We start from the raw sequence: 22,910 nt of genomic DNA on the forward strand, positions 1-22,910 counted from the left end.
GATGCGCGGCACATCGTCCGCCCGCCCGGGGGTTGACATCCGCCTTCCACGGGGACAGGACGACCCTCTCCGCGTCGTTCGCTGCGCGACCGGCTCCCGACGGGTCAGGCCGTGGCCTGCAGCGTCTGGCGGCCGATCTCCAGCTCCTCGTTCGTGGGGACGACGAGTACCGTCACCCGGGAGTCGTCCGCGGAGATGACCCGGATCCCACGATCCGTGGACTCGTTGCGGGCGTCGTCGATCACCACGCCGGCGAAGCCGAGCGTCGCCATCGACTCGCGCCGCACGAGCGGATTGTTCTCGCCGACGCCCGCCGTGAACACGATCACGTCGGCGCCGCCGAGCTGAGCGAGGTACGCGCCGGCGTAGGCGCGGAGCCGGTGGATGTACACGTCGAGCGCGAGCGCGGCGTCCAGGTCGCCCCCACGCGCGCGCCCCTGCAGATCCCGCATGTCCGAGACCCCCGCGAGCCCCAGGAGCCCGCTGCGCTTGTTCAACAGGTCGTCGAGCTCGTCGATCGACAGTCCCGCACGGCGGGCGAGCTGGAGCAGGGACGCGGGGTCGATGTCGCCCGACCGGGTTCCCATCACCAGGCCTTCCAGGGGGGTCATCCCCATCGAGGTCTCCACCGATCGGCCTCCGTCGATCGCCGACACGGATGCGCCGTTCCCCAGGTGGAAGACGATCTGGCGGAGGTCCTGCACCGCCCGTCCGAGAAAGAGGGCGGCGGTCTCGGAGACGTACTTGTGCGAGGTCCCGTGGAAGCCGTACCGGCGCACGCGGTGCTCCCGCGCGAGCTCCTTGTCGATGGCATAGGTGTACGCCGCCGGCGGCAGGGTCTGGTGGAACGCGGTGTCGAAGACCGCGACGTGCGCGAGGTCCGGGAAGGCCTCCTCCGCCGCGCGGATCCCCTGCAGCGCGCCCGGATTGTGCAGCGGCGCGAGGACGGACAGCTCGTCGATGCCGCGCTCGACCTCCGGGGTGATGATCGTGGGGGCGAAGTAGCGCGCCCCGCCGTGGACCACCCGGTGGCCCACGGCCCGAGGCGGGTGCTCCTCCAGGGAGGGGCCATGCGCGGCGAACGCGTCCAGCATCACCTGGAACCCGGCCGTGTGGTCCGGGATCGGGAGTTCCCGGGTGAAGGTCTCCTCGCCGGCGCCGAGCGCCTCGTCGGCGGAGACCGTGTGCGACGACACCCCGAGGGGCTGGCCGATCCGCTCCACGAGACCCGATGCCAGCGCATGCTCGCTCTCGACATCCAGCAGCTGGTACTTGAAGGACGACGAGCCGCTGTTCACGATCAGCACGACGGTCATGACGGCGCCCCCGCCTCCGCGACGGACTGCGCCTGGATCGCCGTGATCGCGATCGTGTTCACGATGTCCTCGACGAGCGCCCCGCGGGAGAGATCGTTGATCGGCCGGTTCAGGCCCTGCAGCACCGGTCCGACGGCCACGGCGCCCGCGGAGCGCTGCACCGCCTTGTAGGTGTTGTTGCCGGTGTTGAGATCGGGGAACACGAACACCGTCGCCCGCCCCGCCACCGCCGACCCCGGCATCTTCGCCCGTGCCACGGCGGCGTCCGCGGCCGCGTCGTACTGGATCGGTCCCTCCACCGCGAGCTCGGGGGCGCGCTCGCGGACCAGGGCCGTCGCCTCGCGCACCTTCTCCACGTCCGCCCCGGACCCGGACTCCCCCGTCGAGTAGGAGAGCATGGCGATCCGCGGATCGATGCCGAACTGGCCCGCGGTCGCCGCCGACGAGATCGCGATGTCCGCGAGCTGGGTGCTGGTGGGATCGGGGATCACCGCGCAGTCCCCGTACACGAGGACGCGGTCGGCCAGTGCCATGAAGAAGACCGACGACACCACCGAGACACCGGGGCGCGTCTTGATGATCTCGAACGCCGGGCGGATCGTGTGGGCGGTCGTGTGCGCCGCGCCGGACACCATTCCGTCCGCCATCCCGAGGTGGACCATCATCGTGCCGAAATAGGACACGTCGGTGACGGTGTCCGCGGCCTGCCCCACCGTGACGCCCTTGTGCGCACGCAGCCGGGCGTACTCCTCGGCGAACCGGGCGACGAGCGCCGGATCCGTCGGCGACACGATCCGGGCCGCGTGCAGGTCCACACCGAGCTCCTGGGCGCGGCTGCGCACCGCGCTCTCCTCGCCGAGGATCACGAGATCGGCGATGCCGCGGCCGAGGACCACGCCGGCGGCCCGCAGGACCCGGTCGTCGTCCCCTTCGGGCAGCACGATCGTGCGCCGCTGGGCCCGCGCCCGTTCGAACAGCTCGTACTGGAACATCAGCGGCGTGACGACGCTGGAGTGGGCGACACCGAGCACGTCGATCAGCGCGGGCACGTCGACGTGACGCTCGAACAGCGCCAGCGCGCGGTCGGCCCGATGCGGTGCGTCGACGGACAGCCGGCCCGGCGTGTTCATCACGCGGACGGTCGTGTCGTAGGTGCCGAGATCCGTCGCGATGATCGGCAGCGTCGGGCCCAGGCCGTCCATGAGCCGGTCGACGGGCTCGGGCACGGCGAAGGGCCCGTTGAGCACGATCGCCGACACGGACGGGAAGGTCCCGGAGGCCTGCGCGAGCAGGGTCGCCAGAAGCACGTCGGCACGGTCGGCGGGGATCACGACGACCGCGCTGTCGAGCAGGCGCGGCAGTACGTTCACCATCGACATCCCGGCGATCACGACCTCCTGCACGTCACGGTCCAGGAGCGCCTCGTCCCCGCGCAGCAGCGTGCCGCCGAGGGAGCGCAGCACACCGCGGACGGAGGGCGCGACGAGCGACCGGTCCTCCGGCAGCGCCCAGACGGGGATCGCGGTTCCTTCTTCCCCGGCACCGCCGGAGAGGACTCCGCGGATCGCCGCCACGATGTCGTCGAGGCGCTCGCCGTCGGCCCGGTTCGCGACGATCGCGGCGAGCTCGGCGCGCTCTTCGGCGAGCTCGGCCAGGGCCAGAGCGGCGATCTGCGCCATGTGCTCCGGCGTGCGGGCGGCGGTGACGCCCAGCTGCTCCCCGTGCCCCTGGTGCTCGCGACCGCCCAGCACCAGGAGCACGGGCGCGCCGAGGTTCGCCGCAATGCGCGCGTTCATCCCCAGCTCGGCGGGACTGGCGACGTCCGTGTAGTCGCTGCCCAGGATCACGACGGCGTCGCACTGCGCCTGCACGGCCCGGTACCGCTCGACGATGCGTCCGAGCGCGGCGTCCGGGTCCCGTCGCAACTCGTCGTAGGTGACCCCGATCGCCTCCTCCGCGCCGATCTCGACGCCGTCCCGGGCCAGCAGCATCTCGAGCACGTCGTCGGCCCCGTCCGCCGAGCGCGTGATCGGGCGGAAGACGCCGACCCGGGGCGTCGCGCGTCGGAGCGCATCGATCACGCCCAACGCGATCACGGACTTCCCGGAATGGCCTTCGACCGACGTGATGAGGATGCTCTGCGTCACCGTCCCAGGCTACGGCGCCGGCACTGTCGGGGCGAGGCGCATCCGCCGGGACAAGCGCGCCTCAGGCGGTCGTCCAGCCGAACCGCCGCTGCAGCACCGCGGCGACCCGATCGAACCGGCGACGGTCCAGCGCCGCGGCCTCGCGCCGCATCCCGTCCCGGTGGACGCTGTAGAGCTGGTCGACGTCCACCCAGGACTCCCGGCCCTGCGAATCCCAGGCGCCCGTCCCGATCGAGAGGTAGTCCCGATCGCGGTCGTGCGACTTGCTCGTGAGCTTGACCGCGTAGACGCGATCGGTGCCGTGCTTCGCGATCACGAGCACCGGGCGGTCCTTGCCGCGTCCGTCCCGCTCCGCGAACGGCACCCACGTCCAGATGATCTCGCCCGCGTCCGGCTCCCCGTCGCGGTCCGGACGGTACTCGAGGGCGAGCCCGGTCACCGCGCGCGGATCGAGCTCCACGGTCTCGGTGCCGCCGCCGCGCCCCGGCGACGCAGCGATGGATCCGCCGGGACGCACCGCAGGGCTCGACGCGACGCCGTTGTCGCGTCGAGCCTCGGCGGAGCGGGAGGTCAGGGCCCGGAGCACCGCCATCCCCGCTTCCACCAGCGCGGAGAGGATGCCGTTGCCGTTGCCCGTTCTGCTCACGACGACACCCTATCCGCGCTCCGCCCGCCGGCCGCTCAACCGCGGGCGGAGCAGGCTGCTCACGAGGTGAGCGCGTAGCCCTCCTCGCCGTGGACGACCAGGTCGACCCCCGCGATCTCGTCCTCGCCGGTGACCCGGAACCCGATCGTCTTCTCGATCGCGAAGCCGATCGCCAGCGCGACGACGAAGGAGTAGACCAGCACTCCGCCGGAGGCGATGACCTGCACGGCCAGGAGCCGCAGGTCGCCGCCGGTGAACAGCCCCTGCCCGGTCGCGAAGAAGCCGAGATAGATCGTGCCGAGCAGACCGCCGATGAGGTGGATGCCCACGACGTCCAGGGAGTCGTCGTAGCCGAGGCGGAACTTCAGCTCCACCGCCAGCGCGCACGCGACGCCGGCCAGCGCGCCGAGGAGCAGCGCCCATCCCGGGTCCAGGTTCGCGCAGGCGGGGGTGATCGCCACGAGGCCCGCGACGGCGCCGGACACCGCGCCCACCGACGTGGGCTTGCCGTCCTTGATCTTCTCCACGAGGATCCACCCGAGGATCGCCGCGGCCGTCGCGCCCAGCGTGTTGATCGCGATCAGGCCGACCTTGCCCATGTCCTCGGACACCCATTCGGCGCCGGCGTTGAACCCGAACCACCCGAACCACAGCAGCGCCGCCCCCAGGAGCGTCAGCGGGACGTTGTGCGGCTTCTGGATCCCCTTCTGGAACCCGATGCGCTTGCCGAGGACGATGGAGAGCGCCAGCGCCGCGGCGCCGGCGTTGATGTGCACCGCCGTGCCGCCGGCGTAGTCGATCACGGCGATCCCGCTGTCCTCCCCGAACAGGGTCGTCCCGAGGTTCATGATCCAGCCGCCGCCCCAGACCCATGCGGCGATCGGGAAGTACCCCAGCGTCGCGAACACGCCGACGAAGATCAGCCACGGACCGAACTTGGCCCTGTCCGCGATGGCGCCCGAGATCAGGGCGACCGTGATGATCGCGAACGTGGCGCCGTACGCGACCGTGAGGAGGGAGACGTTGGCCTCAGGCGACGCCGCGATCGACGCGAGCCCGAAGTCGGCGAACGGGTTGCCGGCGAACGCACCGGGATCCGACACGGCGCTCATCGAGGATCCGTAGAGGATCCAGAGGACGGCCACCAGGCCGATCGACCCGAAGCTCATCATCATCATGCTGACGACGCTCTTGGCCTTCACCAGACCGCCGTAGAAGAACGCCACGCCGGGCGTCATCAGCAGCACGAGTGCCGTCGCGGTCACGCCCCAGGCGATGTTCCCCGGTGCATCCATGTCCATACCTCGCATTTCGGAAAGAGTGACCCCAGTGTGGCGAGGTCGCGTTTCCGCCGAGGACGCGCGGTGTTGCGCGCGGGTTACAGGAGCGGCTCCGGTGTGAACAGCGTGTTACGCGGCGAGCGGGCCGGCAGGCGTGCGCTCGGCGTGCGTGAGGGCGTTGAGACGGGAGATGGCGCGCAGGTACTTCTTGCGGTAGCCCCCGGCGAGCATCTCCGGGGAGAACACCTCGTCCAGGGACACCCCCGTGGCCGCGATGGGGATCTGCGCGTCGTAGGCGCGGTCGACGAACGCGACGAACCGCAGCGCCTCGGACTGGTCCGTGAGCTGGTGCACGGCGCGCAGACCCAGCACGCCGACCCCCTCCACGAGGCGGATGTACCGCGACGGGTGCACGCGCGCGAGGTGCCGGATCACGTCGTCGAAGGCGTCGTCGGACACGCAGGCCGTCTCCGCGAGCCGCGCGAGCTCCGCGCTGTACTCCGCGTCGTCGAGCACCACCGCATGCCCGTCCAGCGCCCGCTGACGGAAGTCCACGCCGTCGATCCGGATGGTCTCGAAGCTGTCGGCCATCTGGTGGATCTCGCGCAGGAAGTCCTGTGCGGCGAACCGCCCCTCCCCCAGCGCGTTCGGCGGTGTGTTGGAGGTGGCGGCGAGACGGGTCCCGGAACCGACCAGTTCCCCGAGGAGCCGGGTCATCACCATGGTGTCGCCGGGATCGTCGAGCTCGAACTCGTCGATGCACAGCAGGTCGGCTCCGCGCAGGAGGTCGACGGTGTTCTTGTAGCCGAGGGCGCCGACGAGCGCGGTGTACTCGATGAAGGACCCGAAGTACTTCCGGCGTGCGGGCATCGCGTGGTAGATCGAGGCCAGCAGGTGGGTCTTGCCGACGCCGAAGCCGCCGTCCAGGTAGACCCCGGGCTTCGTCTCCGGCTCCTTGGGCGCCCGGCGGAACAGCCCCGCCCGCTTGACCGGGGCGCTCCCGCCCGCGAAGCGCATCAGCGTCTGCTTCGCGTCCTCCTGCGAGGGATAGGCGGGGTCGGACCGGTAGCTGTCGAAGGTGGCCTCGTCGAACTGGGGCGGCGGGACGAGGCTCGCGAGCATCTCGGTCCCGGTGACCTGCGGCTGACGGTCGGTGAGGTGGACGATGCCGGGTCGGGCCGTCTGTTCGGTCATGCGAATCCTGTGTCGAAGTCTTACGGAACGACCCCGTCGCGCCGCGCGGCGCTCTAGGGTCGGAGAGACGGATCCACACTACGCCGTCCCCGCACCGAACCCGCCCGCGCACCACATCGAGGAGCCCGCCGTGACCGTCGAGATCGACACCTCATCCGCCAAGTTCGCAGAGTACGCCGAACCCGGACGACTCCTGACGACCGAATGGCTGGCCGCGCATCTCGGCGAAGAGGGACTCGTCGTCGTCGAGTCCGACGAGGACGTGCTGCTCTACGAGACCGGGCACATCCCCGGCGCCGTCAAGGTCGACTGGCACACCGAGCTGAACGACCCGGTGGTCCGCGACTACGTGGACGGACAGGGCTTCGCCGACCTGCTCAGCCGCAAGGGCATCGCGCGCGACGACACCGTGGTCATCTACGGCGACAAGAACAACTGGTGGGCCGCCTACGCCCTCTGGGTCTTCTCCCTGTTCGGTCACGAGGACGTGCGGCTGCTGGACGGAGGCCGGGACCGCTGGATCGCGGAGGGGCGCGAGCTCACCACCGACGCCCCGGACCGGGACCGCACCGACTACCCGGTGGTGGAGCGGGACGACACCGTCCTTCGCGCCTACAAGGACGACGTCAAGGCGTTCCTCGGGAAGGGACCGCTCATCGACGTGCGTTCCCCCGAGGAGTACAGCGGTGAGCGCACCTCGGCACCCGCATACCCCGAGGAGGGCGCGCTGCGCGCCGGCCACATCCCCACGGCGCAGAGCGTGCCGTGGGCGAAGGCGGTGGCGGAGGACGGCGGCTTCCGCCCTCGAGCCGAGCTCGAGGCGATCTACCGCGACGGCGCCGGCCTGTCGGACGGAGACGCGATCATCGCGTACTGCCGCATCGGTGAGCGCTCCAGTCACACCTGGTTCGTCCTCAAGCATCTTCTCGGGTTCGACGACGTCCGCAACTACGACGGCTCGTGGACCGAGTGGGGCAGCGCCGTGCGCGTCCCGATCGTGACGGGCTCCGAGCCCGGCACCGTGTGAGCGTGGGAGAATGGCGGGGATGACCGCCACGCTTCCGAACGCCCTCGCCGAGATCCGCGACGAGTTCCTCGAGCTGCCCGAGTCCGAGCGGCTTCAACTGCTCCTCGAGTTCTCCGGCGAGCTTCCCGACGTCCCCGCGGAAGTGGCGGATCACCCGGAGATGTGCGAACGCGTCGCCGAGTGCCAGTCGCCGGTGTACATCTACGTCGCGGTCGAGGACGGCGCCGTCGCGATGCACGCGACGGCGCCCGCCGAGGCGCCGACCACGCGCGGCTTCGCGAGCATCCTGGTCCAGGGGCTCACGGGTCTCAGCCCCGAGGAGGCGTTGGCGATCCCCGACGACTACCCGCAGTCGATCGGGCTGACGCGCGCCGTCTCGCCGCTGCGGATCGCGGGGATGACCGGCATGCTGATGCGCGCCAAGCGACAGATCCGGGAGCGCACCGGGATCAGCCCCGCCGCGCGCTGAGGCACAGGGGCGGTCACGCCTCGGCGAGACCCTGCTCGGCCAGCCACGAGGTGATCGCTTCCGACCAGCGGTTCTGGTCGTAGTTCCACAGTTTCGCGTGCCGCGCCCCGGTGAACGCCGGCATCGTGACGAGATCCGGGCGCGCGGCGGCCAGGGCGTGCGAGGCGTCCGCGGGCACGAACCCGTCGTCGTCGCTGTGCAGCACGAGCATCGGCACCGAGAGCTCGCCGGCCCGGGCGACCATGTCGAGGTCGTCGAAGGGGATCGCCTGCTCCGCTCCGCTCAGCCGGGCGCTCCACTCGCGCGACAGCGCGTCCATCGCCAGCCGGGGCAGCGGATCCGGCAGCCCCATCCCCTTCGCCTGAAAGCGCAGCACGGTCCGCCAGTCCACGACGGGCGACTCCAGGATCAGACCGGCGATCGCGTCGCGGTGCGCCGACGAGGTCACGGTCTGCAGGGCGATCGCGCCGCCCATCGACCACCCCATGAGGACGATGCGCTCCGCGCCGTGCCGCAGGGCGTGACCGATCGCCGCGTCCACGTCCCGCCACTCCGCGGCGCCCAGGGCGTAGGCACCGCCCCGGGTGCGCGGCGCCTCGCCGTCGTTCCGGTAGGAGGTCACGAGGACGGGCAGGCCCGCGGCATGGAGCACCGGCACCGCCCGCAGGCACTCGGCCCGGGTGGCCCCGCGCCCGTGGACCTGGATGACCCAGGTCGTCGAGGACCCGGGGAAGTACCAGGCCGGACACGGACCGGCGGGCGTCCCGATGAGGACGGACTCGTACGGGAGATGCAGTTCGCCGGGGCCGGTGTAGTAGATCCCGCTGAACGCGGCGCCGCGATCGAGCTGCGCCCCCGGCTCGATCTGCGTGAGCAGCTTCCTGCGGACGCTGTGGCCGTCGGCGGCGAGAACGGCGCCGAGCTTCACGTAACCGGGTGTCCCGCCGACGTAGAGGCCGTACCGGCCAGGGAGCTCCGTATCGGGGGTCCGGGCCAGCTCGATCGTCTGCGCGCCGGTGTCGACGGACAGGATCTCGGTGTCGAGCGCCCGGATCGACGGGGTGACCACCTTCCGCGCGATCCGGAGCACGAGTGCGCCGCCGATCGCGCCGCCGACGGCGACGGCTCCCGCAGCCGCCAGGAGCCCGATCGTCGCGGCGTGCCTGAGACTCTTCATCGCCTCCTGACTCTAGTCTGTCCGCGTGGACGCTCACCCCGGATCCGACGACGCCTTCGCGCGTGCGGCGACGGAGGTGCGCGCGATCCGCTTCCGCTCGGACATCATCGTCCGCGAGATCCCGGCCCCGGCCGGGCTCGCCCCGTCCTCGCTGGCGCTCGCCGCCGATGTGCGGCCCGACGACGACGGCGACTCCATCTACGGCAGCGGGCGGTTCGTCCTGCTGCACGACCCCGCCGAGCCGGACGCCTGGGGCGGACCATGGCGGATCGTCTCGTTCGCGCAGGCGCCGCTGGAGCCCGAGATCGGCACCGATCCCCTGTTGTCGGACGTCGCGTGGTCCTGGCTGATCGACGCCCTCGACTCCCGGGGCGCCGAGTATCACTCCGCGTCGGGGACCTCGACCAAGACGCTGTCGAAGGGGTTCGGCGGACTCGCCGCGGAGGGGGACGGCGCGCAGATCGAGCTGCGGGCGTCGTGGTCGCCGGACGGGGCGCTGACCCCGCATGCGGAGGCCTGGGCGGAGCTGGTCGGAATGCTCGCGGGACTGCCGCCGGGCTCGGAGAACATCGCCGTGTTCGGCGCCAGGAGAACCCTTCGTGACTGAGTTCGTCGTCATCGACACCCCCGTCGACTTCGCCGAGGCCTGCCGCCGTCTCGCCGCCGGCAGCGGCCCGGCCGCCGTCGACGTCGAGCGGGCGTCCGGTTTCCGCTATTCGCAGCGCGCCTACCTCGTGCAGGTGTTCCGTCGGGACGCGGGGGTCTTCCTCTTCGACCCGATCGCCATCCCCGACTTCGCCCCGCTCCAGGAGGCCCTCGCGGACGAGGAGTGGGTGCTGCACGCCGCGAGTCAGGACCTGCCCTCCCTCCGGGAGCTCGGCCTGCTGCCGGCCCGTCTGTTCGACACCGAACTCGCCGGGAGGCTCCTGGGCCACGAACGCGTGGGACTCGCCGCGGAGGTCGAGCACGCCCTCGGCATCACGCTCGCGAAGGAGCATTCCGCGGCCGACTGGTCGACCCGGCCGCTGCCGGAGTCCTGGCTCGAGTACGCCGCGCTGGACGTGCTCCATCTCGTGGACGTCCGCGACACGCTCGTCGCCGAACTCGAGGAGCAGCACAAGACCGAGTACGCCCGCCAGGAGTTCGAAGCGACCCGGACCCGGCTCCCCAAGCCCCCGCGCGAGGAGCCGTGGCGGCGGCTCAGCGGTCTGCATCAGGTCCGCGGCGCCCGCAACCTCGCTGTCGCGCGCGAGCTGTGGCAGGCCAGGGAGGACTACGCGCGGGAACAGGATGTGGCGCCCGGTCGCCTCGTGCCCGACCGCGCGCTCGTCGCCGCCGTCCTGGCCGCCCCGGCCTCCAAGAGCGCCCTCGCCGGCGTCTCGGCCTTCACCGGGCGTGCCAGCCGCACCCAGCTCGACCGCTGGTGGGCGGCGGTCGAGCGCGGCCGGACGAGCGAGCTGCTGCCCCGCGAGCGTGTGCCCAGCGACGCCCCGCCGCCGCCGCGCGCCTGGGCCGATCGGAACCCCGAGGCCGACGCCCGGCTGAAGGCCGCGCGCCCCGTGGTCGAAGCGCGCGCGGAGGAACTGCGCATGCCCACGGAGAACCTCCTCACGCCGGACTCGCTCCGCCGCGTCGCCTGGGAGCCGCCGAGCGTGATCGATGAGGCGACGATCGGCGAGGCGCTCGCGGAGCTCGGGGCGCGCCCCTGGCAGGTTGAGGAGACCGCACAGCGGATCGCACTCGCGTTTGTGGATGCCACGCAAACCGGTGAAGACCGTCCCGACGCGGCTTCGTAGGTTCGATCCAACCGATTCCCTCGGGGCGCCACCGACCCTCCTAGGCTGGGGACAACCCTGATAACTGGAGGCAGAGTGGCCGAGATCTCGGACGTCTTCTTCGTCGATGGAGTGCGCACCCCCTTCGGGCGCGCCGGCGAGAAAGGCATGTACTGGAACACCCGCGCGGACGACCTGGCGGTCAAGGCGACGATCGGGCTGATGGAGCGCAACGGCGGGGTCCCGCTGGACCGCATCGACGACGTGGCGATCGCCGCCACGTCCCAGACCGGAGACCAGGGCCTCACCCTCGGACGCTCCGTCGCGATCCTGGCAGGCCTTCCGCAGACCGTGCCCGGTCTCGCGGTCGAGCGCATGTGCGCCGGGGCCATGACGAGCGTCACCACCATGGGCGCCTCGATCGGCGTCGGCATGTACGACCTGGCGATCGCCGGCGGCGTCGAGCACATGGGGCGTCATCCCATCGGCAGCAACGCCGACCCCAACCCGCGCTTCGTCGCGGAGAAGATGGTGGACCCGGGCGCGCTCAACATGGGGGTGACGGCGGAGCGGATCTTCGACCGATTCCCGCACCTCACCAAGGAGCGCTCGGACCGCTTCGGCATGCTCAGCCAGCACAAGGTGCAGGCCGCCTACGACGCGGGCAAGATCCAGCCGGACCTCGTGCCCGTGGCCGTCAAGGGCGCCGACGGCGCCTGGGGCCTCGCGACCGAGGACGAGGGCCGCCGCCCGCAGACGACCATGGAGGACCTCGCCGGTCTCAAGACGCCGTTCCGCCCGCACGGACGCGTCACCGCCGGCACCTCCTCCCCGCTCACGGACGGTGCGACGATGTCGCTGCTCGCCGGCGGCGGCGCGGTGAAGGAGTTCGGCCTCTCGCCGAAGATGCGGATGGTCTCGTTCGCGTTCGCCGGCGTGCAGCCGGAGATCATGGGCATCGGTCCCATCCCGTCGACCGAGAAGGCGCTGAAGAAGGCCGGTCTCACGATCGACGACATCGGGCTGTTCGAGCTCAACGAGGCGTTCGCGATCCAGGTCATCTCGCTGCTGGACCACTTCGGCATCGCCGACGACGACCCCCGCGTCAACCCGTGGGGCGGCGCGATCGCGCTGGGTCACCCGCTCGCGGCCTCGGGCGTGCGTCTGATGATCCAGCTCGCCGCGCAGTTCGCCGAGCGTCCGGACGTCCGCTACGGCCTCACCGCCATGTGCGTGGGCCTCGGCCAGGGCGGTTCGGTCATCTGGGAGAACCCGTTCTACGACGGCAAGAAGCGCAAGTGAGGGATGCAGGAATGACGAACTACGACGCCATCGACTTCTCCCCCATCCAGGCTCTCACCGAGGGCGAGGTGGTCACGCACTCCCCTGTGCGCGACGTCCGCCTCCCCTCCGGCAAGGTGCTCGCGCTGATCACCCTGGACAACGGCCGCGACCACACCCGCCCGAACACGCTGGGCCCCGCGACCCTGACTGAACTCGGCGAGACGCTCGCCGGGCTCAAGGCCCGGGCGGCCGCCGGCGAGATCCAGGCGGTCGGCATCACCGGCAAGCAGTACATCCTCGCCGCCGGCGCCGACCTGTCCGACATCAGTCGGGTCGGCTCGCGCGACAACGCCCGGCTCATCGCGCAGCTCGGCCACAAGGTTCTCGGCTCGCTGTCGGAGCTGGGCGTGCCGTCGCTCGCCTTCGTCAACGGGCTCGCGCTGGGCGGCGGCATGGAGATCGCGCTCAACTCCACCTACCGCACGGTGGACGCCTCCGCCGCGGCGCTGGCGCTGCCCGAGGTCTTCCTCGGGATCATCCCCGGCTGGGGCGGCGCCTACCTCCTGCCGAACCTCATCGGCATCGAGAACGCGCTCGAGGTCGTCATCTCCAATCCGCTCAAGCAGAACCGCATGCTGAAGCCGCAGCAGGCGTTCGAGCTGGGCATCTTCGACGCCATCTTCCCGGCCGCGAACTACCTCGAGGACTCGCTCCGCTGGGCGGACGCCGTCCTCGGCGGCAAGAAGGTCGAACGCAAGAACGAACCGGGCAAGATCGAGCGCCTCACCAAGTGGCCGATCGCCATCAAGATGGCGCGCGGCATGCTCGAGTCCAAGATCGGCACCGTGCCGAAGTCCCCGTACGTGGCCCTCGACCTGCTCGACAAGGCCAAGAGCGGCACGAGGGAAGAAGGCTTCGCCCGTGAGGACGAGGCGCTTGCCGATCTCGTGACCGGCGACCAGTTCGCCGCGTCGATGTACGCGTTCGACCTCGTCCAGAAGCGGGCGAAGCGACCGGTCGGCGCGCCCGACAAGGAGCTCGCGAAGAAGGTCACGAAGGTCGGCATCATCGGCGCCGGGCTCATGGCGAGCCAGTTCGCCCTGCTGTTCGTGCGCCGGCTCCAGGTGCCCGTGCTCATCACCGACCTGGATCAGGCCCGCGTCGACAAGGGCGTCGCCTACATCCACGAGGAGATCGGGAAGCTCGAGGCCAAGGGGCGCCTCGACGCCGACACGGCGAACAAGCTGCGTGGGCTGGTCACCGGCACCACGGACAAGAGCCTCTACGCGGACTGCGACTTCGTCATCGAGGCGGTCTTCGAGGAGGTCGGCGTCAAGCAGCAGGTGTTCGGCGAGATCGAGCGGATCGTCGCCGAGGACGCCATCCTCGCGACCAACACCTCGTCGCTCTCCGTCGAGGAGATCGGCGCGAAGCTCGCCCACCCGGAGCGCCTGGTCGGGTTCCACTTCTTCAACCCGGTCGCGGTGATGCCGCTGATCGAGATCGTGAAGACCCCGCACACCACGGACGCGGCGCTGTCGACCGCCTTCGTCGTCGCCAAGGGCCTGGGCAAGAACGCGGTCCTCACCGCCGACGCCCCCGGCTTCGTGGTCAACCGCCTGCTGGCCAAGGTGATGGGCGAGGCCGCGCGCGCCGTCTACGAGGGCACGCCGGTGGCGGAGGTCGAGAAGGCGTTCGCCCCGCTGGGGCTTCCGATGGGTCCGTTCCAGCTCATCGACCTCGTCGGCTGGAAGGTCGCGGCGCACGTGCAGGACACGATGGTCCGCGCCTTCCCGGTGCGCTTCTACGCGAACGACAACTTCCACGCGCTCGCCGAACTGCCCGAGGTCGTCGAGAAGGACAAGGGCGGCCGCGTGACCGGCTTCACGAAGGCGGCGGAGAAGGTCGTGAAGGAGGCGGCCGGGTCGTCCCCGGCCTCCGCGGAGGAGATCCTGCGCCGCGTCCAGGACGGCCTCGCCCAGGAGATCCGTCTCATGCTGGACGAGGGCGTCGTCCCCGAGGTGGAGGACATCGACCTGTGCCTCATCCTCGGCGCCGGGTGGCCGTTCATCGACGGCGGCGCATCGCCGTACCTCGACCGCGAGGGCGCCTCGGAGCGCGCGTTCGGCGGGACCTTCCACACACCCCCGATCCGCGGCATCGCGAGCCGCTGACCCGCGCCGTGACGCGGAAGGGCCGTCTCCTCGGAGGCGGCCCTTCCGCGTGCCCCGTGCACGGCGCCGGCCTGCCCCTCATCAGCGCTGCGGCGTGTCCCGAAGCGCCCGCGCGGTGAACACGCCGCCGCGGAGCTCCGCCACGACCGTGCTCGCGTCGAGCTCGGCGGCCAGACGGATGTCCGTCTCGGCGTCCGGGTACTGCTCGGGCCGCGCACGGAGGTGGCGAGCCGAGCCGCTCGCGCTCACGAGGTGCCGCAACGCCCCGCGCAGGCTTCGGAACGACTCCGCGGTGAGCATCGCCTCGGGCGACACATGGTCGATCCCGCGTCGGATCAGCGCGTCGATGATCGCGCCCGCGCCCAGCTGGTCCTCCACGGCGAAGCGGAGACGCGGGTCGCCCGGCGCGATCGCCTCGCCTGCGGCGATCACGGCGACGCTCGTTCGCCGGTCCCGCCGCACCTGTTCGCGCAGGATCTCCTCCGCGACGGCGTCGGCGTTTCGGAGGCTCCCGGCGAGGACGACAGCGCCCGGAACGGTCGCCGCAGCGGCCGCCACCGGGGCGCCGTTGATCGAGGGGGCATTGTGCAGCGGCGTCGTCTCGGAACGCTCGGCGCGGACCGTCACGGTCGTCGTGAACCTCAGCACGTCGAGGACCACCACGACATCCGCCGGTGCAAGTCGGTCGAGCCCCGCGGCGCCCCATTCGAAGCGCACCTGGTACATCGCCTGGTCGAAGGCGGGATCGCGCATCGGTCCCGTCTCGGCGGCGCGACGGACCGCGCCGATCGGCGGGTTCACCGGGCCTCGTGGAGCGGGAGGTCGATCGCGCCGGTCTCGCCGGTCTGACGGGCCACAGGGATCCGCTTGCCGAGGACCTGGGCCACGACGTCCTGGGCGATCTTCGGCGCCGTGAGGCCCGCCGCCTCGAGGATCTGCTCGCGCGAGGCGTGATCGATGAACTCGTCCGGCACGCCGAGCTCGTCCACCGCCGTGTCCACTCCCGCCTCCCGCAGCACCTGTCGCACACGCGTGCCGATGCCGCCCACGCGGATGCCGTCCTCGAGCGTGATCACGAGGCGGTGTCGAGCGGCCAGCTCGATCACCGACGGCTGCACCGGGATGGCCCACCGCGGATCCACCACCGTGGCGCCGATCCCCTGGGCGCGCAAGCGGTGCGCCACGTCGAGGCCCAGGGCGGCGAAGGGGCCGATGCCCACGATCAGGACGTCCTCGGCCTCACCCCGAAACAGCACGTCCGTGCCGTCGGCGCGACGCTCGATCGCGGGGATCTCCTCGGTGGCCGCGCCCTTCGGGAACCGGATCACGGTGGGCGCGTCGTCGACGCGGACGGCTTCGTCGAGCGCTTCCCGCAGGCGCACGGCGTCGCGAGGGGCCGCGATCCGGATGCTCGGGACGATCTGCAGCATCGCGAGGTCCCAGATGCCGTGGTGGCTGGGACCGTCGGGTCCGGTCACGCCGGCACGGTCGAGGACGAAGGTCACGCCGGCACGGTGCAGTCCCACGTCCATCAGCACCTGATCGAACGCGCGTCCCATGAACGTGGCGTACACGGCGACCACGGGGTGCAGGCCCCCGTACGCGAGCCCGGCCGCGGACGCCACGGCGTGCTGCTCGGCGATGCCCACGTCGTACACGCGATCGGGGAAGCGCTCCGCGAACGGGGCAAGCCCCGTCGGCCGGAGCATGGCCGCCGTCATCGCGATGACGTTCGGCTCGCGGGCGCCGACGTCCACGAGCGCGTCCGAGAACACGTCGGTCCAGCTGCGCCCGCCGGACCCGCCGAGCGCACCGCCCGTCTTCGGGTCGATCTTGCCGACGGAGTGGAACTGATCCGCCTCGTCGTCGAGAGCGGGCTGGTAGCCGCGCCCCTTCTCCGTGATCGTGTGCACGATCACGGGTGCGCCGAACTGCTTCGCCATCTCCAGCGTCTCGGTGAGCGCCTCGATGTCGTGCCCGTCCACGGGACCGAGGTACTTGATGTCCAGGTTCGAGTACAGCGCCTCGTTGTTGACGAATCTCGCCAGGAACCCGTGCGTACCGCCTCGGACGCCGCGGAACAGGGCGCGGCCGAACGGTCCGAAGGCCCGGAACAGCCGGTCCGACTTCCGGTGCAGGTCGCGATAGGCGCCCGCCGTCCGCACCCGGTTGAGGTAACGGGACATCCCGCCGATGGTCGGCGCGTAGGAGCGGCCGTTGTCGTTCACGACGATGACGAGATTCCGGTCGTTGTCGTCGGTGATGTTGTTGAGGGCCTCCCAGGTCATGCCGCCGGTCAGGGCGCCGTCGCCGACGACGGCGACCACGTGACGGTCGGCACGTCCGGTCGCCGTGAGCGCGCGGGAGACGCCGTCCGCCCAGCTCAACGAGCTCGACGCGTGCGAGGACTCCACGACGTCGTGCTGGCTCTCCGAGCGCTGCGGGTAGCCCGCCAGACCGCCGCGCGAGCGCAGACCGGAGAAGTCCTGGCGCCCGGTGAGCAGCTTGTGCACGTAGGACTGGTGCCCGGTGTCGAAGATGATCGGGTCCTCCGGCGAGGAGAACACGCGGTGCAATGCGATCGTGAGCTCCACGACGCCGAGGTTCGGCCCGAGATGCCCGCCCGTGCGGGCCACGTTCTCGATGAGGAAGGCGCGGATCTCCGCCGCCAGCTCCTTGAGCTGCCCTGGCGAGAGGTCGTCGAGATCGCGCGGACCTGAGATCCCGGGGAGAATCGCCACCGTGCCTGCCTCCTGCGAGCTTGTCCGGCGCCGCCTGTGTGGCGCGCACCGCATCGTCCCAGACTACCGAGCCCTGCTCACCGCCCGCTGGACATCCGCCGGATCCGGACCCGTGTACCGGCCCCGCGGCCGCAGCCGCAGAGGCGTCCGCCCGTACTCGTCCAGGGCGTGCGCGCACCAGCCCGCGGAACGCGCGATCGCGAAGACGGTCTCGCCCGCGTCGTCGGGCATGTCCCAGGCGAGCATCATCGTGGCCAGTGCGAGATCGATCGACGGTCGCAGGCCGGTCCTGCTGCGGACGAGACCGGAGACGCTCTCGGCCGCCTCTCGCGCCCGGACCACGGCGGGATCGGATAGCTCGCCCAGGACCGACAGGAGGGTGCGGGCACGGGGATCTCCGTCGGGATACAGCGGCTGCCCGAAGCCCGGGACACCGGATCCGCCGCGCCGAGCCGCCGTTCCGACGGCCGTGGCCGGTTCCGCGCCCGCGGCCACCTCGCGGAGCATCCGGACCGCCTCGCCGCTCACCGCCCCGTGCAGAGCGGAGTCGAGCGCTCCCAGCCCCGCCGCCACGACCGCGTACGGATGGGCCCGCGCCGACGCGGCGGCCCGGGCCGCCACGGTCGACGCCGCCATGTCGTGGTCCACCAGCAGGACGAGCGCGGCGTCGAGGACGGCGACCCGATCCGGCGCCGCGGCCGCAGCGGTCAGGCGGGGCCAGAGACGGCCGGCGACCGGCTCGTGCGGGGCCGGCGCCGGGCCGAGCAGCGGCAGCGCGTCGGTCAGTCCCCCGATCAGACGGACGGCGACGCGGGCGACCGTCGGCGGCGCGAAATCGAACCGCTCCGGATCCGTGGCCGCCAGCGCGGAGACGGCGCTGAGCAGGCGGCTGAACGCCGGCGCCTCGGAGGGAAGCACGTCGAGAGCGCGGCGCGCGTACGACACCGTCCCGGGCGACGGCAGCGGCTCGGCGTCCGGGTCCGGTCGCACCGTCCCCTCCAGGAGCCAGCGCACCACGGCGTCGAACCGGCCGAGACTCGCGCCGTCGACGTCTCCCTCGCCGAACACGAGGTCGGTCACCGGGATCCCCCGGTACCAGAGCTCGCCGTCGTCGATCAGTGCGACGTCCGTGTCGATGACGCCGAGCGGGCTGCCGTCCGAGCCGGCCGCGGGTGCCGGACCGCGGACGGCCTCGGGCTTGCGTCGCCGCGACCGGGCGAAGCGCTCGACCTCCAGGACGTCGAAGGAGGATCCACGGCCGTCGCGTTCTCGGGAGATGAGCCCGCGCGAGACATAGGCGTAGAGCGTCTCGGTCCTCACCCCGAGCCGGGCGGCGGCCTGTGCGGCCGTGAGTCGGTCCATCTCGCTCCCATTGATCCGATCAACATTGACGATAGCGCCGTCCATATCGGATCGTGAAAGCGATCCCGTCGCGTCCGGCGACGGGAAGGAGCAGAGGAGCCGACGCATGGCCATGACCGTGGAACGCGATGACGACCGCCCCATCGAGGTGCCCCGCGGCCTCACGAACGTCGTGGTCGCGGAGACGGCGATCGGTGACGTCCGGGGCGCCGAGGGGACCTTCCACTACCGCGGCGTCTCCGGACCCGACCTCGCAGCCGACGCCCGCTTCGAGGACGCCTGGCACCTCGTCACCCTCGGCGCGCCGCTGCCCGACGACGCGGCCAGGGCCGCGTTCCGACGGCGGATCGGCGCCCTGCGCGCCCTGCCGACGGAGACCGCCGAGGGCCTCGCCGCGCTCGCCGGGAGCGGCCTGGACCCCATGGCGCTGCTGCGGACCGGCATCGCGCTGGTCTCGGCCGCGGACGGCAGACCGGCCCTCTACGACGAGGATCCGGACGGCCGGATCGACGACGCCCTGCGGATCGCCGCGGTCGCCCCCACGCTCGTCGCCGCCCAGCACCGCCTCGGCGCAGGCCTCGCTCCCGTCCCGCCCGACCCGTCGCTGGATCCGGTGACGGACTATCTCCGCATGCTCACCGGGGCGCGGCCAGACCCGCGTCTCTCCCGCGCGCTCGCGACGTACCTCACGGCGGCGATCGACCACGGTTTCAACGCCTCCACGTTCACGGCGCGCGTGATCGCCTCGACCGGCGCCGACCTCGCGTCCTGCGTCGGCGGGGCCCTCGGCGCGCTCTCGGGCCCGCTGCACGGCGGCGCGCCCGCCCGCGCGCTGGAGATGCTCGACGACGTGCGGGACCCGGACCACGCCGACGCGTGGGTACGCGAGCGCGTCCTCCGCGGCGAGCGGATCATGGGTTTCGGGCATGCCGTGTACCGCACCGAGGATCCGAGATCCCGGCTGCTCCGGGAGGTCGCGCTCGCGCTGCGCGCCGACGGGCTGGCCGGCGCCCGGGTCGATCTCGCCGTGGCCGTGGAGCGGACCGTCATCCGTGTCCTCGAGGAGCTCAAGCCCGGGCGCTCGCTGCGCACCAACGTCGAGCTGTACGCGGCCGTTGTCATGGAGGCCTGCCGGATCCCGCGTGAGCTGTTCACCCCGACGTTCGCCGCGGCGCGGATCATCGGCTGGGGCGCGCACGCGGTCGAACAGGCCGGCGACGGCAAGATCCTGCGGCCGTCGTCCCGCTACGTCGGACCCGAGACCGCCTGAGGGCTCGCTGCACGGTTCCCGTGAGAGACGGAAGGACCCCCGAGAGTCGCGGCTCTCGGGGGTCCCTGTCTCCTCGCGGCTCAGACCAGCGAACGCAGCACGTACTGGAGGATGCCGCCGTTGCGGTAGTAGTCGGCCTCACCGGGGGTGTCGATACGCACGACCGCGTCGAACTCGATCGTCTGCTTCCCCTCGGGCGAGAACTCGCTCGGCTCGGCCGTGACCTTGACGGTCTTCGGCGTCACGCCCTCGTTGAGCTGCTCCAGGCCCGAGATCGACACGATCTCGGTGCCGTCGAGACCGAGGGACTCCCACGACTCGCCGGCCGGGAACTGCAGCGGGACGACGCCCATGCCGATGAGGTTCGACCGGTGGATGCGCTCGAAGCTCTCGGTGATGACCGCCTTCACGCCGAGGAGGTTCGTGCCCTTGGCCGCCCAGTCGCGCGACGACCCCGAGCCGTACTCCTTGCCGCCGAAGATCACCAGCGGCGTGCCCTGCGCCTGGTAGTTCTGCGAGGCGTCGAAGATGTACGCCTGCGGACCGCCCGGCTGGGTGAAGTCGCGGGTGAAGCCGCCCTCGATCTGCTGTCCGTCGTTGACGGCCTTGACCAGGGCGTTCTTCAGGCGGATGTTCGCGAAGGTGCCCCGGATCATCACCTCGTGGTTGCCGCGGCGCGAGCCGTACGAGTTGAAGTCCTTCTGCGCCACGCCGTGCTCGGTGAGGTACTGCGCGGCCGGGGTGCCGGCCTTGATGTTGCCGGCGGGGCTGATGTGGTCGGTCGTCACCGAGTCGCCGAGCGTCGCGAGCACGCGGGCGCCCGTGATGTCCGTGACCGGTGCCGGCGTGCGCTCCATGCCGTCGAAGTAGGGGGCCTTGCGGACGTAGGTCGAGTCCGCGTCCCACTCGAAGATCGGGCCCGTCGGGGTGGGAAGGCTCGTCCAGCGCTCGTCCCCGTCGAAGACGGTGGCGTACTGCTTGATGAACTGGTCGCGCGAGATCGACGAATCGATGATCTCCTGGACCTCCTCCGGGGCGGGCCAGATGTCCTTGAGGAAGACGTCGTTCCCGTCCGCGTCGGTACCCAGCGGGTCCGACTCGAAGTCGAAGTTCATGGATCCGGCCAGGGCGTAGGCGACCACCAGCGGCGGCGAGGCCAGGTAGTTCATCTTGACGTCGGGGCTGATGCGCCCCTCGAAGTTGCGGTTGCCGGAGAGGACGGCCGTGACGGCGAGGTCGTGCTCGTTGATCGCCGCGGACACCTCCTCGATCAGCGGGCCGGAGTTCCCGATGCAGATCGTGCAGCCGTAGCCGACGGTGTAGAACCCGAGACCCTCGAGGTCCTTGTCCAGGCCGGACTTCTCGTAGTAGTCGGTCACGACCTTCGAACCGGGGCCGAGGGTGGTCTTGACCCAGGGCTTCTGCTTCAGGCCCTTCTCGAGCGCCTTGCGCGCGAGCAGGCCCGCAGCGATCATCACCGACGGGTTGGAGGTGTTCGTGCAGGACGTGATCGCCGCGAGCGTGACCGCACCGTTGTCCAGCAGGTACTTCTGCCCGTCCGGAGTCTTCACCTTCACCGGCTTGGACGCCACGTGCGGCGACCCGCTGGAGATCAGCACCTCGCCCGTGTGGGTGTGCTCATCGCCCGGCACCGCGCCCGGGTCGGAGGCGGGGAAGGTGCCCAGCGCGTCCGCGTCGACGATGTCCTCCGAGGTGGAGGGCGTGGCGTAGTTGACGATGTCCTTCTCGAACTGGGACTTCGCCTCGGACAACAGAATGCGGTCCTGCGGGCGCTTCGGGCCGGCGATCGAGGGCACGACGGTTCCGAGGTCCAGCTCCAGGTACTCGCTGTACTGCGGCTCGTTGGCGGGGTCGTGCCAGAGCTTCTGCTCCTTGGCGTACGCCTCGACGAGCGCGACCGCCTGCTCCTCGCGGCCGGTCAGGCGCAGGTAGTCGAGCGTGACGTCGTCGATGGGGAAGATCGCCGCGGTCGAGCCGAACTCCGGCGACATGTTGCCGATGGTCGCGCGGTTCGCGAGCGGGACGGAGGCCACGCCCTCGCCGTAGAACTCGACGAACTTGCCAACGACGCCGTGCTTGCGCAGCATGTCGGTGATCGTGAGGACGACGTCGGTGGCCGTGACGCCCGCCGGGATCTCGCCGGTCAGCTTGAAGCCGACCACGCGCGGGATGAGCATGGAGACGGGCTGGCCGAGCATCGCCGCCTCGGCCTCGATGCCGCCGACGCCCCAGCCGAGGACGCCCAGGCCGTTGACCATCGTCGTGTGCGAGTCGGTGCCGACGCAGGTGTCGGGGTAGGCGCGAAGGACGCCGTTCACGGAGCGGTCGTAGATGACCTTCGCCAGGTGCTCGATGTTCACCTGGTGCACGATGCCGGTGCCCGGGGGGACCACCTTGAAGTCGTCGAAGGCCGTCTGGCCCCAGCGGAGGAATTGGTACCGCTCGCCGTTGCGCTCGTACTCGATCTCGACGTTGCGCTCGATCGCGTCCGGGCGCCCGAAGAGGTCCGCGATCACGGAGTGGTCGATCACCATCTCGGCCGGCGAGAGCGGATTGATCTTGCTCGGGTCGCCGCCCAGGGCCGTCACGGCCTCGCGCATGGTGGCGAGGTCCACGATGCAGGGGACGCCGGTGAAGTCCTGCATGACCACGCGGGCCGGCGTGAACTGGATCTCCGTGTCCGGCTCCGCCGACGGGTCCCAGCTGCCCAGGGCCTCGATCTGCGCCTTGGTGACGTTCGCGCCGTCCTCGGTGCGGAGCAGGTTCTCCAGGAGCACCTTGAGACTGAAGGGGAGCTTCTCGAAACCGGGCACGGTGTCGATGCGGAAGATCTCGTAGTCGGTGCTGCCGACCGTCAGGGTGCTCTGGGCACCGAAGCTGTTCACCGTGGACACGAATCCGTCTCCTTCTGATCGGATGGGAGCGACAGGCGACTCCATCTTGCTCGCCCGCTGGGCGACAGGGCTAGCAAGGCGGACCTAACCAGTCTGCGCCTCGACCCGGGCGAGCGAAAGGGTGTCGATTTAT

The 22,910-nt window shown here is 71.2% G+C and carries 17 protein-coding genes; 7 read left to right on the top strand and 10 right to left on the bottom strand.

All coding sequences use genetic code 11. From position 1 onward, the window contains the following. Nucleotides 1-104 precede the first annotated feature (104 nt). The 5 genes from K8F61_RS04615 to zapE form a co-directional block, all read right to left on the bottom strand. A complete protein-coding gene (locus K8F61_RS04615; protein WP_231820834.1) occupies nt 105-1,316 on the bottom strand; it encodes an acetate/propionate family kinase in 1,212 nt (403 codons plus the stop codon). Then, nucleotides 1,313-3,463, bottom strand: coding sequence for a phosphate acetyltransferase (pta, locus tag K8F61_RS04620; protein ID WP_231820835.1), 2,151 nt, complete (start codon nt 3,461-3,463; stop codon nt 1,313-1,315). Before pta ends, K8F61_RS04615 begins: the two co-directional genes overlap by 4 nt. Nucleotides 3,464-3,524: 61 nt before the next feature. Further along, the gene (locus K8F61_RS04625; protein WP_231820836.1) at nt 3,525-4,109 is read right to left on the bottom strand and encodes a type II toxin-antitoxin system PemK/MazF family toxin; all 585 of its coding nucleotides are present in this window, start codon (nt 4,107-4,109) and stop codon (nt 3,525-3,527) included. A gap of 59 nt (nt 4,110-4,168) precedes the next feature. Then, on the bottom strand, nt 4,169-5,404 hold the full coding sequence (locus tag K8F61_RS04630; RefSeq protein WP_067243127.1) for an ammonium transporter: 1,236 nt from the start codon (nt 5,402-5,404) through the stop codon (nt 4,169-4,171). Nucleotides 5,405-5,518: 114 nt separating this feature from the next. Further along, nucleotides 5,519-6,583 (bottom strand): cell division protein ZapE, encoded by a 1,065-nt coding sequence (zapE, locus tag K8F61_RS04635; protein WP_219085428.1) that lies wholly within the window; start codon nt 6,581-6,583, stop codon nt 5,519-5,521. A 130-nt stretch (nt 6,584-6,713) separates the two neighbouring features. Here zapE and K8F61_RS04640 point away from each other — a divergent pair, with 130 nt between their 5' ends. Next, nucleotides 6,714-7,610 (top strand): sulfurtransferase, encoded by an 897-nt coding sequence (locus K8F61_RS04640; protein ID WP_231820837.1) that lies wholly within the window; start codon nt 6,714-6,716, stop codon nt 7,608-7,610. A 19-nt stretch (nt 7,611-7,629) separates the two neighbouring features. Beyond that, nucleotides 7,630-8,079 carry a SufE family protein gene (locus K8F61_RS04645; protein WP_067243111.1) on the top strand — a complete coding sequence of 150 codons (450 nt, stop codon included), beginning with the start codon at nt 7,630-7,632 and terminating at the stop codon, nt 8,077-8,079. 13 nt (nt 8,080-8,092) lie between these two features. Here the strand turns inward: K8F61_RS04645 and K8F61_RS04650 are convergent, their stop codons facing one another. Next, complete coding sequence (locus K8F61_RS04650; protein WP_231820838.1) at nt 8,093-9,256, bottom strand: alpha/beta hydrolase family protein; 1,164 nt, start codon at nt 9,254-9,256, stop codon at nt 8,093-8,095. 25 nt (nt 9,257-9,281) lie between these two features. Here K8F61_RS04650 and K8F61_RS04655 point away from each other — a divergent pair, with 25 nt between their 5' ends. The 4 genes from K8F61_RS04655 to K8F61_RS04670 all read left to right on the top strand — a co-directional run bounded on the left by K8F61_RS04655 (nt 9,282) and on the right by K8F61_RS04670 (nt 14,489). Beyond that, entirely contained in the window at nt 9,282-9,863 is a 582-nt protein-coding gene (locus tag K8F61_RS04655; RefSeq protein WP_231820839.1) for a DUF3000 domain-containing protein, read from the top strand. Next, entirely contained in the window at nt 9,856-11,052 is a 1,197-nt protein-coding gene (locus tag K8F61_RS04660; protein WP_231820840.1) for a ribonuclease D, read from the top strand. Before K8F61_RS04655 ends, K8F61_RS04660 begins: the two co-directional genes overlap by 8 nt. Before the next feature lie 75 nt (nt 11,053-11,127). Further along, on the top strand, nt 11,128-12,333 hold the full coding sequence (locus K8F61_RS04665; RefSeq protein ID WP_067250325.1) for a thiolase family protein: 1,206 nt from the start codon (nt 11,128-11,130) through the stop codon (nt 12,331-12,333). Nucleotides 12,334-12,344: 11 nt separating this feature from the next. Next, complete coding sequence (locus K8F61_RS04670; protein ID WP_231820841.1) at nt 12,345-14,489, top strand: 3-hydroxyacyl-CoA dehydrogenase NAD-binding domain-containing protein; 2,145 nt, start codon at nt 12,345-12,347, stop codon at nt 14,487-14,489. Between the two features lie 81 nt (nt 14,490-14,570). On the opposite strand, the gene K8F61_RS04675 is transcribed toward K8F61_RS04670, so the two are convergent. The 3 genes from K8F61_RS04675 to K8F61_RS04685 form a co-directional block, all read right to left on the bottom strand. Continuing rightward, nucleotides 14,571-15,242, bottom strand: a complete 672-nt coding sequence (locus tag K8F61_RS04675) for a 2-phosphosulfolactate phosphatase (RefSeq protein WP_231820842.1) — start codon at nt 15,240-15,242, stop codon at nt 14,571-14,573. Nucleotides 15,243-15,286: 44 nt separating this feature from the next. Further along, nucleotides 15,287-17,230: a 1-deoxy-D-xylulose-5-phosphate synthase gene (gene dxs / locus K8F61_RS04680; RefSeq protein ID WP_231820843.1), complete on the bottom strand. Its 1,944-nt coding sequence runs from the start codon at nt 17,228-17,230 to the stop codon at nt 15,287-15,289. A gap of 63 nt (nt 17,231-17,293) precedes the next feature. Further along, nucleotides 17,294-18,592 (bottom strand): citrate synthase, encoded by a 1,299-nt coding sequence (locus K8F61_RS04685; protein WP_231820844.1) that lies wholly within the window; start codon nt 18,590-18,592, stop codon nt 17,294-17,296. A 106-nt stretch (nt 18,593-18,698) separates the two neighbouring features. Between K8F61_RS04685 and K8F61_RS04690 the strand changes: the two genes are divergently transcribed. After that, the gene (locus tag K8F61_RS04690; RefSeq protein WP_231820845.1) at nt 18,699-19,862 is read left to right on the top strand and encodes a citrate/2-methylcitrate synthase; all 1,164 of its coding nucleotides are present in this window, start codon (nt 18,699-18,701) and stop codon (nt 19,860-19,862) included. An 80-nt stretch (nt 19,863-19,942) separates the two neighbouring features. Here K8F61_RS04690 and K8F61_RS04695 read toward each other — a convergent pair whose 3' ends face one another. Beyond that, complete coding sequence (locus K8F61_RS04695; protein ID WP_174522545.1) at nt 19,943-22,822, bottom strand: aconitate hydratase; 2,880 nt, start codon at nt 22,820-22,822, stop codon at nt 19,943-19,945. Between the last annotated feature and the right edge of the window lie 88 nt (nt 22,823-22,910).

It is taken from the genome of Microbacterium resistens, assembly GCF_021172025.1.
Lineage (GTDB): Bacteria > Actinomycetota > Actinomycetes > Actinomycetales > Microbacteriaceae > Microbacterium > Microbacterium resistens.